The 14,787-nt window shown below is 56.5% G+C and carries 15 protein-coding genes; 5 read left to right on the forward strand and 10 right to left on the reverse strand.

All coding sequences use genetic code 11. The features are described 5' to 3' along the window. The first annotated feature begins 125 nt into the window (after window positions 1–125). Window positions 126–716: a YdeI/OmpD-associated family protein gene (locus tag PUV54_RS02385; protein WP_274493922.1), complete on the forward strand. Its 591-nt coding sequence runs from the start codon at window positions 126–128 to the stop codon at window positions 714–716. A gap of 11 nt (window positions 717–727) precedes the next feature. Here PUV54_RS02385 and PUV54_RS02390 read toward each other — a convergent pair whose 3' ends face one another. The 5 genes from PUV54_RS02390 to PUV54_RS02410 form a co-directional block, all read right to left on the reverse strand. Continuing rightward, a complete protein-coding gene (locus PUV54_RS02390; RefSeq protein ID WP_274493923.1) occupies window positions 728–1,180 on the reverse strand; it encodes a hypothetical protein in 453 nt (150 codons plus the stop codon). Window positions 1,181–1,261: 81 nt separating this feature from the next. Further along, the gene (locus PUV54_RS02395) at window positions 1,262–1,885 is read right to left on the reverse strand and encodes an ABC-type transport auxiliary lipoprotein family protein (protein WP_274493924.1); all 624 of its coding nucleotides are present in this window, start codon (window positions 1,883–1,885) and stop codon (window positions 1,262–1,264) included. Then, window positions 1,882–2,805, reverse strand: a complete 924-nt coding sequence (locus tag PUV54_RS02400) for an MlaD family protein (RefSeq protein ID WP_274493925.1) — start codon at window positions 2,803–2,805, stop codon at window positions 1,882–1,884. Before PUV54_RS02400 ends, PUV54_RS02395 begins: the two co-directional genes overlap by 4 nt. A gap of 13 nt (window positions 2,806–2,818) precedes the next feature. Then, entirely contained in the window at window positions 2,819–3,607 is a 789-nt protein-coding gene (locus PUV54_RS02405; RefSeq protein WP_274493926.1) for an ABC transporter ATP-binding protein, read from the reverse strand. Further along, window positions 3,604–4,740, reverse strand: coding sequence for an ABC transporter permease (locus PUV54_RS02410; protein WP_274493927.1), 1,137 nt, complete (start codon window positions 4,738–4,740; stop codon window positions 3,604–3,606). The genes PUV54_RS02405 and PUV54_RS02410 overlap by 4 nt, the downstream gene beginning before the upstream one ends. Window positions 4,741–4,876: 136 nt before the next feature. Here PUV54_RS02410 and PUV54_RS02415 point away from each other — a divergent pair, with 136 nt between their 5' ends. Together PUV54_RS02415 and PUV54_RS02420 are read left to right on the forward strand one after the other, a co-directional pair. After that, window positions 4,877–7,129, forward strand: a complete 2,253-nt coding sequence (locus PUV54_RS02415) for a CHASE2 domain-containing protein (protein ID WP_274493928.1) — start codon at window positions 4,877–4,879, stop codon at window positions 7,127–7,129. 49 nt (window positions 7,130–7,178) lie between these two features. Then, window positions 7,179–8,108, forward strand: a complete 930-nt coding sequence (locus PUV54_RS02420; protein WP_274493929.1) for an alpha/beta fold hydrolase — start codon at window positions 7,179–7,181, stop codon at window positions 8,106–8,108. A 22-nt stretch (window positions 8,109–8,130) separates the two neighbouring features. Here the strand turns inward: PUV54_RS02420 and PUV54_RS02425 are convergent, their stop codons facing one another. From PUV54_RS02425 to PUV54_RS02435, 3 genes are all read right to left on the reverse strand, one after another. Continuing rightward, window positions 8,131–8,637, reverse strand: a complete 507-nt coding sequence (locus PUV54_RS02425) for a DUF6265 family protein (protein ID WP_274493930.1) — start codon at window positions 8,635–8,637, stop codon at window positions 8,131–8,133. A 78-nt stretch (window positions 8,638–8,715) separates the two neighbouring features. After that, the gene (locus PUV54_RS02430) at window positions 8,716–9,894 is read right to left on the reverse strand and encodes an MFS transporter (RefSeq protein ID WP_274493931.1); all 1,179 of its coding nucleotides are present in this window, start codon (window positions 9,892–9,894) and stop codon (window positions 8,716–8,718) included. A gap of 59 nt (window positions 9,895–9,953) precedes the next feature. Further along, a complete protein-coding gene (locus PUV54_RS02435) occupies window positions 9,954–10,559 on the reverse strand; it encodes a hypothetical protein (protein WP_274493932.1) in 606 nt (201 codons plus the stop codon). Between the two features lie 116 nt (window positions 10,560–10,675). Between PUV54_RS02435 and pip the strand changes: the two genes are divergently transcribed. Then, entirely contained in the window at window positions 10,676–11,632 is a 957-nt protein-coding gene (gene pip, locus PUV54_RS02440) for a prolyl aminopeptidase (RefSeq protein ID WP_274493933.1), read from the forward strand. Here pip and PUV54_RS02445 read toward each other — a convergent pair. Continuing rightward, window positions 11,629–13,107: a sodium-dependent transporter gene (locus tag PUV54_RS02445; RefSeq protein ID WP_274493934.1), complete on the reverse strand. Its 1,479-nt coding sequence runs from the start codon at window positions 13,105–13,107 to the stop codon at window positions 11,629–11,631. The two genes, pip and PUV54_RS02445, sit on opposite strands and share 4 nt — an antisense overlap. A 160-nt stretch (window positions 13,108–13,267) precedes the next feature. Between PUV54_RS02445 and PUV54_RS02450 the strand changes: the two genes are divergently transcribed. After that, a complete protein-coding gene (locus PUV54_RS02450) occupies window positions 13,268–13,636 on the forward strand; it encodes an Hpt domain-containing protein (protein ID WP_274493935.1) in 369 nt (122 codons plus the stop codon). A gap of 4 nt (window positions 13,637–13,640) precedes the next feature. Here the strand turns inward: PUV54_RS02450 and rodA are convergent, their stop codons facing one another. After that, complete coding sequence (rodA, locus tag PUV54_RS02455; protein WP_274493936.1) at window positions 13,641–14,786, reverse strand: rod shape-determining protein RodA; 1,146 nt, start codon at window positions 14,784–14,786, stop codon at window positions 13,641–13,643. Window position 14,787: the final 1 nt, after the last annotated feature.

The raw sequence follows: 14,787 nt of genomic DNA on the forward strand, positions 1-14,787 counted from the left end.
GCCCAGCTTACAAACAAGGCTGGCAAAGTTCGGCTCTTGGCTTGACTGGATCCCGGCTTTCGCCGGGAAGAGCGGAGGTGTAATGCTATCGTTTCAGAGAGTTTTTTCTAAGAAGAGTTCTTCGTGTGAAAAAGGCCAAATCGCCCGACGATTATTTCAAGAAGCTGGACCAGTGGGGCCCAGAGCTCCGCAAGCTGCGTGAAATCATCAACGCCACTGAGCTTGTTGAAGAGATAAAGTGGGGCATGCCCTGTTATACATTTAACGGCAAGAATGTCGTGGGCGTCTGTGGCTTTAAATCCCATTTCGGACTCTGGTTTTATCAGGGCGCGCTGTTGAAAGACGAAAAGAAAATTCTGATCAACGCGCAGGAAGGCAAAACCAAGGCCATGCGGCAATGGCGGATGACATCAGCCGCCGACATCAAACCACAGATTATCAAGCGCTATTTGAAAGAATCGATTGCGCTCGCAAGGGACGGCAAGGAAATTAAACCGGCGCGCAAAAAACCGCTCGCCATGCCGCCGGAACTTGAAAACGCGCTTTCAAAAAACAAGCGCGCCGCAACAGCTTTTGAGAAGCTGACGCCGGGCCTTAAGCGCGAATACGCCGATTACATCGCTGAGGCCAAACGCGCCGACACAAAAGAGCGTCGCATCAAAAAGATTATGCCAATGATCGCCAAAGGCGCTGGGCTTAACGACAAGTATCGTTAAGCCGCAAGGCGTCAATGGGCGACCGTGACGTCTGTGATGTCGGCCAGCAATTCTTCGCCGCACATGACCACAACGGCGCGATATTGTTCAGCGATGGCCGGACCGTCATAACGCACTTCTTCCGTTGTGATGACTTGCGCAGCCATGCCGTCGGGCGGCGTTGCGGTGAGATGCAAACGCTGCATGGGGATCGCGCTGCGGTCAGCAACGCCAACGCTCCATTCGAAAGTATAACCGGGCGTTGGCGTATCAACCTCGCCCATGACGATCAGCGTTCGTTGCGCATCGGGCCCCGGCATGGCGTTGACCCATGCTTTCCAGCCGCGGCTGTCAACGATCGGGCATGTGGTCGGTTGGCCCGCATCCGGCAGATCGCCGTCCGGCGTTTCAACATTGTTAGAGCATGCCTGCGCGGCGATAAAAGCGGACGCAACAATAAACGGCGTGGAAAATTTCATGATCATGGCCCTCTCTCGCATCTCATGAGAGAAATAGCCCCGTATGCTCATGATTGAAATGCCGCAAACCTTACGTCGCGGCAAGGATCAGCCAGTTGCGCCGCGGGCCGCCACCCCTTCTGCGTATGACCATTCAACGATACTGGTCAAAATCTCGCCGAACGCCGCTTCAAACCCGTCATAAACTGCGTTCGGATTTGTTGAACCGGCGTTACCCCGGCCTTCGAATTTGCGGGCTGCGTAAACCGTTCCCTTGCCATCGGTCAGCCGCGCATAAACTTCTACAACCGCGTTCTTGCCGTTGCTGACATCGAGCTCCATGCGGCGAATATCCGTTTGCAGAACAATATCCGCGACCGGAAGGGCAAGCCTGTCGCCGACCGAGATAATCCGGCCAGCGTCTTCAAACGTCTGGGTCAACGCCGTCTGGAAAAGTCTTGGCGCCCGGTCGGCCCATTCGGCGCCGCCGAGATATTCGATCCGGCCTGGCGCAGGCGCAACGGCGATGCGCACCGTATCGTAAACTCGTGTAGCGCGCGGGTCGTCGATAACGAGCGACCAGTTCAGCGGCGCCCCGGAAAGCGCTTCAGTATTCGCCGCCTCAATATGAAAGCGCGGTTTCGGCGGCGCAGCCTCCGGCAATACGGAAACACAGCCAATCGCGAATAGAGGCGCGGCGCAGGCGAAAATCCTTACGAGGCGGTTCATCATTCCTCTTCCCCTACATATTCGGGCGCACGCTCGCCAAAGAAATAAGCGTTCGGATCGCGATCGATCTCGCGCAGCATGGCGTCAAGCGTACGCAACAACCGCCGCGCCTCGCCGAGCGCCGGCGCCACCTGCCCCAACCCTTGATCGGCGAATAGTCTTAGTGACGCACGGTTTTCATTGGTGATCGCACGCAGATCCGTCATCAGCGCTCGGGATTCGGTCAGCAAGGCTTCGACTTCTTCCATGGTCGCGGGCGCATCAGACTCCATAAACGTTTGCAGTCCAGTGGCCGCTGCATCGAGTTTGTTGGTGACTTGCGCCAGATCGCTGGTGATGGTGTTGATGCTTCTCAGCGTTTCAGAAATTTCTTCGTCATTTTCCGCAAAGACTGCGGTCATGGTTTCTATATTCGCGATGATGCCGGAGATGCCGTTGATATTGTCATCGGATAAAAGCCGGTTCGCTTGCGCCATGACATCGCCCGACCCTTCGAGAAAAGCAGCAAAGCCCGACGTGTCAGCGCGAATGTTTGGCGCATTCTCATCGCTGACATCCTTTAACAAAGGCGCATTGGCCGAACCGCCGACAAATTGAATGATGGCGAGACCGGTAAAGCCGACAAATTCCAGTTCGGCCTTCGTGTCGGTTTTAACGGGCGTGTCTCTATCAACGCGTACGCGCGCAATCACGATTGACGGATCATCGGGGTCAATTGAAAGCTCATCAACCTCACCCTTCTGAATCCCGTTGAAACGCACCGCGGCGCCGACCGACAGGCCCGATACGCGCTCGGTGAAAATAATATCGTATTCGTCGAATTCACGTTGAGACTGGCCAAGCCACAATATGAACAAGAACGCAGCCGCGATCGAGATCATGACGAAAGCGCCGATCATCACATATGGCGCGCGCGTTTCCATACTCTACTACCCCTCAGCTCGCTTTATGTTCGAGCGCAGCCCTTCCCCTGGGCCCTGAAAAATACTCCGCGATCCAGGGATGATCCGCTTGCCGAACATCGTCGAGCGGACCACAGGCGATGACGCGTTTTTCAGCGAGCACCGCCACCCGGTCGCAGGTTGCATGTAGCGTATCAAGATCATGGGTTACCATAAACACTGTTAACCCTAAGGATTCCTTGAGATTTACGATCAGTTCATCGAATTTCGCCGCTCCAATCGGGTCAAGTCCGGCGGTCGGCTCGTCAAGAAAGACGATTTCCGGATCGAGCGCGAGCGCCCGGGCGAGCCCAGCGCGTTTACGCATGCCGCCAGAAAGTTCTGACGGAAATTTCGATCCCGCCTCTTCCGGCAAGCCAGACATGGATATTTTGAGAGCGGCGATATCCTTAGCCAATTCTTCAGGAACATTAAGATGTTCTCTAATCGGCGCCATGACGTTTTGCGCCACGGTCATCGACGAAAAGAGCGCGCCGCCCTGAAAGAGGACGCCCCAACGCTGTTCAATGGCGAGACGTTCTGCATGGTCCGCCTCATAGTAATTTTGACCGAAGATTTTTACGTCGCCTTCGCTTGGCGGCTTGAGCCCGATGATCGCGCGCATGAGCACTGACTTGCCCGTACCGGAGCCGCCAACAACACCGAGAATTTCGCCCTCACGCACGTTGAGGTCGAGATTTTCATGCACGACAAAATCGCCGAACTGGGTCTTCAAACCCTCGACATCAATCACGTGTGTGTATTCGCCCCCCGAATTCGTCAAAAATCAATCTCCAAAAAGAACATGGCGAAGAACGCATCGATCAGAATGACAAGAAAGAGCGCCTGTACCACAGAAAGCGTCGTACGCTGACCAAGGGATTCTGCGCTGCCTTCGACCTCCATCCCCTGATAGCAGCCGACGACCGCAATCACGAAAGCAAAGAACGGCGCCTTGATAAGGCCCGACCAGAAATGGCTCATGATGATAGTTTCCTGAGTGCGCACCATGAAAAGCGCAGGCGAGATATCCATGGCGAGCCAGGCGACCAGCCCGCCGCCGATCATGCCCAGCATCGCGGCGATAAACGCGATCACCGGCAGCATGATGACAAGCGCAAGAACGCGCGGCAGCACTAGTACTTCCAGCGGGTCGAGCCCCAGAACGCGCATGGCGTCAATCTCTTCACGGATTTTCATGGAACCGATTTGTGCGGTGAAGGCGCTGCCCGAGCGGCCGGCGATCAGGATAGCGCTCAACAGCACCCCGAACTCCCGCAAAACAGAAATCCCTACCAGTTCCACGGTGAAGATGTCCGCATTGAACATGCGCAAGATCTTCGCGCCCATGAACGCGACGACTGCGCCAATCAAAAAAGTCATCAGACCGATAATCGGGATCGCGTTAAGGCCCGCTTCTTCCATGTGGTGAACAGTAGACGTCCAGCGGATTCGCGAGGGATTCATGATGCCGCGCGCTGCGGTGCTCAGAATTTCACCGACAAAACTCAAAATCGCCTGGCCCGCCAGAAACGCGTCAATAACGCCTTTGCCAAGGCGGCGCAGCACCGAAACAAATGCGTTACCTTGCAGCGGCTCAACATGGCACGGCGCAAGGTGCTCCTCGACCTGGCTTAACAGCGCGGCATGGGCTTCTTTGGCGCCGACGAATTTCGAGGCGCTGGTCCGCTGAGTGCAGGCGTGAAACGTCCGCTGTAAAACCATGGCGCCGGACGTATCGAGTTTTTCCACAGCCGACACGTCGATGACGATGTCTCGCCCGACCGAATCATCGGCGAAATCACGAAGCTTCTCGTCAATCACGCCGAGATAGCGCGCGCGCCAATCGCCGCGGGCGACTAAATTCATCACCCCCTGACGCATATCAATGTCGAAACTCGCCGCCGAATCCGTCATTATTAACACTTCCTTAAGAGTCCGGGCCCCGGCCCGCCCCTTGCAGTGATATGCTTTACAGCAGGATAATAAAATCATCCTGAATAGGGGCTGGATTGTGTGCTAAGGCTCAAATGAGGGCGTGAAAGGGTCTTTTTTGTCCAACCGTATGTTTTCAAAGCCATTTCAGTGGTTGACGGCGCTGCCCTTGTTAATGGTCACGGGCGCGCTGGCGGTGATAGCGCTCGGCACGCTGGCCGGGGCGCAATCGCCTGACGCGCAATGGCGCGAGCGGTTGTTTGATTATTTCCAGCGGTTGGACCCTTCCGATGGAGACGCATCGGAAAATTTTCATCTCGTCCTCATCGACCGCGAGAGCATTGAAGCTGTCGGTCCATGGCCATGGCCGCGCACGGTATTGGCCGATGTGGTCGAAGCGGCGAACGGCGCAGGCGCCAAAGGCGTCATCGTGACAGAAGCGGTGGATTCCCCCGACCCACTCTCTCCCGAAACCATCGGCGAGTTCTGGCTTTCAGGCGCCCGTGACGAAGCCTTTGCAGAACAACTGGCGCTATTACCCCGCACCGATGAAAGACTTGCCGAAGCCTTTCAGGGCGTTAGCGGTTCGGTTGGCGTCAGCGCCGTCCCCCCTGCGGACCCGAACCGTTCGGCTTCGCTATTGCGAAGCGACATAAAACGCGCTTCCTGGCTGGAAACGGGCGCAAACGGCGGAGAGTTTCTCGCCCTGCCCGCTGCACGTTATTTCTACGCCATCAATCCGCAGCTTGCCGAAACAGCGCGGCCTTCAGTTTCCGCCTTGCCCGTGGACAAGGACGGCGTCTTTCGGCGCACGCCATTATTGTGGTCGCTAAATGAAGCGCCAACGCCTTCGGTTGCGCTTGAAGCGGCGCGACTTGCCCTCAATGTGCAGACAGTCACCGCGAATGCCCGGGCCTCTGGCGCCCACTCGCAAGGACGCATTCTGGAAAGCGTTGATCTAGGCGAACGCTCACTTGACGTCAGCGACACCTCTTCATTGAGATTATATCTGCCAAAGCGAATTGCCGTTCCCTCAACATCGGCGTCACGTCTCTTGAACGGATTAGATTCCAACTCACAGCTAGACGGCGCTGTTGTGCTGATTGGTCTTGATACGGAGCTTGGCGAGGCCGTCAGAACCGCGCGCGGTGACCTGTCGCGTCCTGCCGCCCACGCCTTGACCGCAGCGCAAATCGCATCCGGCGAGACGCCGAAGCGTCCGTTATGGACAGGCTATATCGAAGCCTTGGCGGTCATGTTGTTTGGCGCGGCGGCGATCATGACAGCGCAACGGCTTGAATTCTGGCAAGCGGCAGGCTTTGCGGCGCTTATTTCGGTTATCCTGCTGCTCGGCGCGTTCGCGGCGTTTGCCTTTGGCGATCTGCTTATCAATCCGTTGCCGCCGGCGACAGCTCTGTTCCTCGGCGCCTTTACGGTTGCGGGGGGCCGCTCCATCGGCGGCGTGTTACGTGACGATAATCTGCGCGGCTCGTTTCATGACACGCTGCCCGAAACCGCCATGAAACGCCTGCGCGACGATGCTGCAACGGACATTCTCAAAGGCGTGCGCCGGCCTATCACCGTTCTCGCATGCGAGCTTAGAATCGCGGACGAAGACTTGCGCACCATGGAAACCCTGCCGGACGAAGTCACCAAGCTTCTTGCGGCGGCGAGCCTTGATTTGCGCCAGACCATTATCGCCACAGGCGGCGCCGCCGATCAGGCCGACGGCGGACGCATGTACGCCTATTACAACGCGCCGCTCGAAATCGCGGATCATCCTCAGGCCGGGTGCGCCGCCGCGCTGCGTCTGATCGAGAGCATGGACAAAATCAACGCGGACCTTGAGGAATCGAGCCGCACGCGCGGCATGCAAATTCACCTTGCCATAGGCATCGCAACTGGCCCTTGCTTTATCGGCCCCATGGGTCATGGCCGTAACAATCGTTATTCAGCGGTCGGCCCGGCTGTCGATCGCGCTTCGTTCCTGCGCAGTCAGTCTGAGTTTTATGGCCCGGCTATGATCTGCGATGAAACGGTTCACAAGGAAACACATCATCATTTTGCCTATCTGGAACTCGACAAGCTGAAACTGCGTGACGAAAAGCGCCCGGTTTCCGTTTACGCCCTGATCGGCAACCCCTTTATCAAATCTTCGAAAGCCTTCCGCGCACTTGACGATTCACATCGGGAATTTTTGAAAGCCTACCGCGCGGGCGATATGACCAAGGCTAAGGATCTCTTGCAAAAATCCAAAAGCTCACCCGGCGCAAAAATCGCCCTCTTTGACATCTATGAAGAACGAATTGCCAAACTGACAGCGCGGGGCCTGCCCGAAGGTTGGGACGGCGTGCATTCGGCGGAATCATAGTCTAGGCTTCTGGTTCTAACTATCTTCTCTGTCTTGTGAGCTTACCATCATGCGTTCAACGCTTCAGTCTATTGCTACGGCTCTGGTCGCCTTTCTTTTTACCGCAGCCTGCGCAGTGCAAACGCCAGCGGAACAGAACTGGCGGCAAGCCTTCACCACGTCGGAAGATGGAACTCGCATTGCTTACTACACGCGCGGCCCCGCTCATGCGGGCGCGACGCCGCTGTTTGTCATATCAGGCGGACCCGGAAGCGACCACCGCTATATGCGGGTCGGCGGCGCGTTTGAAAAAATCGCAGAAACGCGCGCCGTTATCATGTTCGATCAACGCAGCACCGGCGCCTCTGATGCGGCGGGTGATGAACCAGAACTTCGTGATTGGGCGCAAGATGTGGAGGCCATCAGGGCCGCCACGGGCGCACAGCAGCTTGATCTCCTCGGTCATTCTTTCGGGGCCTATGTTGCGCTTGCTTATGCCGAGGAGTTTGGACCGCATGTGCGCAGCCTTGTCTTCGCAGGTTCCCCACCCCCAACGCTTGCTCAGAATGAACCGCTGCTGGGGCAGATCTATCCTGACCGCATCAGCGAATGGGTGGAAACCCGCCAGTCGCTCCCCGACCGGTTCAAGGCGCCTGAGATATCAGTCTTTTTCTCTATGGAATTTGTCAATCCCGATCTTGCGAAAGAATACGAAGCCGCAGTCGCAGGTTATGAATATAATATCGATGTGAACAACCGGCTACGCGGCGCCATGCAAGAGATAGACTTCACAGACTTGGTAAGCTCTTTCGAAAAACCGGCGCTGGTCATGCACGGACGCTTTGATGCTGTCATCGCGCCGTCGGTCGCGTGGCGGCTACACAACGCGCTTCCCAACTCCACATTTACTGTCGTTGAAGAAGCCGGACATTTATTCTTTGTCGAAAAGCCCGACATGTTTGCTTCCGAACTGACGCAATTTCTCACATCACTCGATTGATGGCGGGAGCGGCTTTTACCACTCAAGGCGACACGCGGTTATAGATGAAAGACGCAGTCTTATCGCCTTCAAGCACGACGGCTGCGCGCATTTCGTCCGGCCCCGTCATTTTGAACGTCAGCCCATCGAAATAAACCGCGTTCTCACTTGTCTCGACCAGACGGAAAGCGACGTAGTCATCCTTTTCCTCCCACCCGGTTAAGTCCGGGTTGAAGTGCTTGATGCGCATGACAAGCGAGCCCTGATCCTCGACAATCTGATAGAATTCATAAAACCACAGCGAACCGTCAGCTTTTGTTTGCCGGAATGCGCCGATCATTTGCCCATCCAAAGGCGGGGCGATGAATTCCTCCGACTGGCCGCCAAGGCCCGATCCCTTCCAATGGCCAACCAGCCAGGCGAGCTCGTCAACAGACGCTGGCGGCGATGATGCGCCTTCTTCAAGCGTTTTGATTTCAACGCTCTCACCAGCCATTGCAGGCGCCGCAAGGCTTAGGGTGAACAGTAAAGCCGCTAACAATGAACGCATGAGTTTCTCCTTTATCCAGGCAGCTCACAGCAGCCTTTCTGTTCCCATGACGGATAGCCTCGAGAAAAATCGACAAACTCACTCAAAAAGTTTGCCGCCATTCCAAATGCGCGTGACCAAAAAAGCGGCGGCGGCCCCGACAACACCCATGAGCGCCATGGCGAGATAGGCGATAGACGCTCCTTGCGCGTCCCACATAAACCCTGACCCGAGCGTCGCCAGCCCTGTGAGCGCGCCGACACCGGTCGCTGACATCAGCGTCATGCCGGTATTCACGAGCCGCACGGGCGCCGCACGGTCAAGAAACTCGATGGCGCCAAGATAAGTCGCCGCAAAGGTAAAGGCGTGCAGCAACTGGATCACGAACAACAAAGGCAACGGCGGATCGAAAGCAATCGCCGCCCATCTGATTATTGCGGCCATTCCTCCCATCATCAGGAGCATTGCCGGCGAGACTTTTTTTGCAATGCCCCGCACGCGCGTGAGCATGAATATTTCGGCAATCACACCCGTCGCCCACAGGCAACCGATAGTCAGGGCGGAATATCCGATTGCTTCCCAGTGCAAGTAAGAAAACGCGTAGTAAACCGCATGCGCGCCCTGAGTGAAGCCCGCCGAAACAATGACGACCAGAAAGACCGGGTTCGTAATCAACTTCGGCGCCTCGCGCCACGAGACAGGCTTGGCGCCGCCGCGACCACCGGGGCCTTTCGGCAAGAACAGCGATATCAAGAAGGCAAAAAATGCAGCAACCGCCATGATCGGCGCGGCTGCGGCAATTCCTGTTTGCGTTAGCATGGCGCCGCCGAGAACGGTCGCCAACAGAAATGACGCCGAACCAACAGCACGGATTTTTCCGTAGTGAAGCCAGCCATTCCGGTCCGCGCGCAACACCGCCGTATCGGACAGCGGCACAAGAAGGCCAAAAGTGAAGATCACGAGCGCCGCAGACGCACCAATCAACAGCTTACCCGGCAGAAACACCAACCCCGCCGCCCCGGCCGCGAATAAGAGAGAAGCAAGCCTTAGCGATAGGCGTTCATCAGTCTGGTGATCAGCCCAGAAGGCGACGAAAGGCCCGAGCAGCAGTCGCGCAATGAGCGCCACACCTGTTATCAGACCAATCTCGCTTGCACTAAAAGCTTTCAGCGCCAACCAGCCGGCAAAAAACGGCAACTGAATGCCAAGCAATACGAATTGCCCGGCATAAAATGCGGCGTATAACATGCCGACACGCGTTTTCAGGTTTCCCGCCATGAAAGCGGTCTAGGGCATTATGCGAAAAAAGCAAAAGCGACGATCAAAGGCGCGCGAAATTACCCGCCTTGGCGTTCGCGGCGAGCGGCAATCGTTTCCGTACGATCTTTTTCAATACGTTCGGCAAGTGCGTCAGCAGCGTTGCCTAAACTACGGATCGCGGCCGAATAGGCTGTTCGGATCTCGTCAACCTGCGTTTCATCAACAGGCTCGCCCAGCTTTTCAAGCTCGCGCGCTGCGCTCGAATAGATTTTGCTGTTTTCACGCAATGCCTGAATGGCGTCTTCGACGGTCGCCACGTCATTCATGGTGACGCGCGATGCATCAACTGTGTTATAGGCGATACGCGATAAACGGCTGGCGGCTGAAAGGTTGGCGCGCGCATCCTGCGCAAGCTGATGAAAGCGCAAGCCCGCCGGCTGAAGCCTGTTCACATATGCATCGACAGCATCGCTGCGAGAGATGCGGTTTTCGTCTGCCGCGCCGGAAAGCCGCGCAACGAACGACACCGATTGTGGTTTGGGCCATGGCGCTCGCTCAACTTCGCGCGCCGCGTCATTCAGGAGGTCACGCTCCGCGACAACCTTTTGGTTTTCCTGATTTTGGGAGAGCACCGGACCGACGGCGCAACCACCGGTCAACAGAACGATTACAAACGCTATCACGCCGCTCTTGCGGCAAAAACGCAAAATCACTTAGGCCCCGACTCCGTACTAGACTTGTGACGCACACCCTGCCCATCTAAAGCCTTAGCAAATTGATTCGGGATTGTCAGCCGGAAATGACGGAATTGCGCACATTATACCCCCCAATTGAACCTTTCGACGCCGGCATGCTGCGCGTGTCAGACCTCCATGAAATTTATTACGAGGTCTCCGGCGCACAGAGTGGCAAGCCGGTCGTGGTGTGCCATGGCGGCCCTGGCGGCGGCTCGACGCCATCCATGCGGCGCTACTTCAATCCGGAACACTACAAAATCGTGCTTTTTGACCAGCGCGGTTGCGGCAAATCCAGACCCCATGCCTCATTGGAGGACAACACCACCTGGTCGCTCGTCAGTGACATGGAGGCTCTTCGCGCCCATCTCGGCATTAACCATTGGCAGGTATTCGGCGGCTCATGGGGATCAACCCTCGCCCTGGCTTACGCCCAGTCGCATCCCGATCAGGTCAGCGAACTGGTCCTGCGCGGAATTTTCGCCCTGCGCCGGTCTGAACTTGAATGGTTCTATCAGGAGGGCGCGAGCTGGATCTTCCCTGAAGCGTGGCAGGATTACCTGGCGCCGATCCCGGAAAATGAGCGCAACGATCTGATTGACGCATATTACAAGCGGCTGACAGGCGAGAATGAAAATGAGCGCATTCGCGCGGCAAAAGCGTGGAGCCTGTGGGAAGGCGGCGCCGTCAGCCTGCTTCCGTCAGAAGAGCGCATGCAGACATTTTCAAGCGATGCTTTCGCCCTCGCCTTCGCCCGGATCGAATGTCACTACTTCCAGCATGGCGGTTTTTTTGAACGCGACGATCAGCTAATCGCCAATTTAAACCGCATACGGCACATTCCCGGCGTCATCGTGCAGGGCCGCTACGATATCGTCACGCCGATGAAAACCGCCTGGGAAGTCAGTCAGCAATGGCCGGAAGCAGAATTCAACATTGTAGCGGACGCCGGGCACGCAGCAAGCGAGCCCGGCATTATCGATGCGCTGGTGCGCGCAACAGACAATTTTGCGCGCCGTTAGCTGTTCAGCATTGGCGCAATGATCGTGGAATAAACGATCACGATGAAAATGCCGGTCGTGCACACATAGCGCGTCAGGAAGCGCCAGCGCTTGAACCAGATTTCTGATTTGAACCCAATCGCTTCGCGCGCTGTCGACGTCGATACAATCCAGCCTGCAAATACGGCTGTGATGAAGCCTGCGACAGGAAGAATGATGTCCGTCGTGGCGCTGAGGAAATCAAGCAGCACCATGCCTTTGAACAAAGCGACGCCGCCCAAGGGCTGCCATGTGTTCCAGAATGTTTCGCCAGCGCTTGTCGGCACCTGGCTGAGCGCATTCAGGCACCCGATCACGAAAATGATGAGGCCGAGTATCGTCACCGACACGACGCGCTTATCGGACTTCGTCTGCTCGTCGAGCCATTTCGTTGACGTCTCAAGCAGCGCAATCGAAGAGGTGATCGCTGCAAAGAAGGCGAGAATAAAGAACATCAAGCCGAACAAACCGCCGACCGGCATGCCGTGAAACGCAAGCGGCAAGGTCTGGAACATGAGTGTCGGACCGGCGCCGGCTGCAAGCCCCATGGCGAACACAATCGGAAAGATGGCGAGACCAGCGATAATGCCAACGCCTGTATCGGCAATCGCAACCAGCCGCGAGGAACGCGGCAAGTCCTGATCATCGCGCATATAGGCGCCGTAGGTCGCCATTAGAGCGGAACCAAGACCGATGGAGAAAAACGCCTGACCGAGTGCAGCCGAGACAACAGAACCGTTTTGCACGCCCGCCCACAAATCATCAAAACGCACACCTAAGAGGAAATCGACGCCGCGCGCCGCATCCCCTTCGATAAGGGCGAAGAAGAAAAGGACAATCAGAAGAACGAAGAACGCCGGCATCAATAGCGTCACCGCTTTTTCAATGCCGCCTTTCACGCCGCGCATGACGATGCCCATCGTCACGAGCATGAAAATGCCGTGATAGATGATCATGCGCGTTGGATCGCTTAACAGCTCGCCGAGCTTGGCGCTGACCTGTTCTTCCGTCAGGGTCGAAAAGGCGCCGCCCGTCAACCCGGCTAATCCGTTTTCCCCAACTGCAGTGATCAAGTTGCCGGCGATCATCACCACATAGGCCAGAACCCAGCCCGCGATCACCGAATAAAACGTCAGGATGATGAAGGCGCCAATCATCCCGAACCAGGACTGAAGCGACCACAAGGGCGAGCGCCCTTCGGCTTTGGCGATTTTGACGACGCTGCCCACTGCCGACATGCCGCCGCGCCGGCCAATGAACAACTCGGCCACCAGGACCGGCAGGCCGATCAAGAGAACGCAGATAATATAGAATACAACGAAGGCGCCGCCCCCGTTTTCACCCGCCACGTAAGGAAATCGCCAGAGATTGCCGAGTCCTACTGCGGATCCGATCGCAGCCATAATGAATGCAGCCCGCGATGACCAATGCGCGCCTTCACCTGCCGTATCTTGCATATGAGAAACCCCTTAAGATTGCGCCGGGCCCCGGCCCGGCGATTTTTGGCATTTTAGACAATTTTTTACGTTTGTTAGCAAATATTGCTCAATCAAGCGGCAATAAACGGGTCTGAACCGGGCTTACGCCGGCGCCATGGGCCCAAAAGGGGCAAAATTGTTGACGGAACCGCTGAAATCCTCGCCTGCTGCATTGCAGGAAGAACAAGTCGATGGCCTTGTGGCCGCCGCTGGCGCTGACGGCGCCATGGCGATTCTCGACGCCTTCAACCGTTCAACGGTTGAGCTGTTAAACGCGATCGGCGAAAACTTGCGAGAGGGGCTTCTTGATGACGCCTCCCGCACCGCCCACGCGCTAAAGGGCTCAGCCGCCAATGTCGGCGCGGCAGCGCTTGCCGAAAGCGGAACGGAAATCGAAGAGGCCTGCAAGAACGGTGACGGCGCCGTCGCCTCAGCCAGGCTCAGTGACGCACAGCAACGCTACCTGACTTTTTGCGAAGCCTTTAAAGCGCATCTCGAAAAACGGTAGTCAGCTAAAGTTCGCCTGACCGGTACATGTCCTGATCGCGATGAACATGCGCGCTCATGACGATGCCCATTCCGAACATAATGGTCAGCATAACGGTGCCGCCATATGACACGAGTGGCAGTGGCACGCCGACGACAGGCGCCAGCCCCATCACCATGCCGGTATTGATCAGCACATAAAGCGTGAAGGTCGCTGTTACGCCAATCGTAGCAAGTCGGGCGAAATGAGATTTGGAACTCATGGCGATGGAAAGCCCGGTGATGATCACCGCAAGATAGGCAATCAGCAAACCAACAGCGCCAACAAAACCAAACTCCTCGCCGAACACGGTAAAGATAAAATCAGTTTGCATCTCAGGCAGGAACTTTAACTGGGCTTGCGTCCCTTCCATAAAGCCCTTGCCCGAAAGACCGCCCGATCCGATCCCGGTTTTTGACTGTAGCAAGTGGTAGCCCTCGCCCAATGGATCGCGGTCGGGATTTAGAAACGTCAAAATCCGGTTGAGCTGATATTCTTTCAAAATCTCGAAACGGTAAGCACCATAGGCGGCGGCAATCCCGCCGAGAATGGCGGCAAACCCGATGCGCCAGGAAAGCCCGGCGACAAAAATAATTATGGCGCCGGTCGCCGCCAGGAGCAGCGCAGTGCCGAGGTCGGGCTGCATGAAGATGAGCCCCACAGGAGCACCGATCATTAATGCTGGCGGTATCAGATACAGAAAATGTGAGACCTGTTCGGCCCGCAGCCCGTGATAATAACGCGCAAGACCCAGCACGAGGCCGATTTTCATCGCTTCAGACGGCTGAAACTGCATGCCGCCGAATTCAATCCATCTTTTTGCGCCCATGTTCACTTCGCCGACTAACGGCACGGCGATCAACGCAAACAGCGCCGCAAAATAAGCCGGGTATGCGAGCGCCAGCCAATACCTGATGGGTATCATCGCTGCAGCAATGAGAATGCCAAGCGCAACAAGATAGCGTAGCCCGTGTTTCATGGCCCATGGCTGCCAGTTGCCTTCCGCAACGGAAAAAAGCGTGATGACGCCAACACCAGCAATAACCGTCAGTAGAATGATTAATGGCCAGTGCAGACGGGAAAGCTTATCGCGAACGCCGCGCCGTTTCCCGGGAAGAATGATCGACGACATC

The organism is Hyphococcus flavus (assembly GCF_028748065.1).
GTDB lineage: Bacteria > Pseudomonadota > Alphaproteobacteria > Caulobacterales > Parvularculaceae > Hyphococcus > Hyphococcus flavus.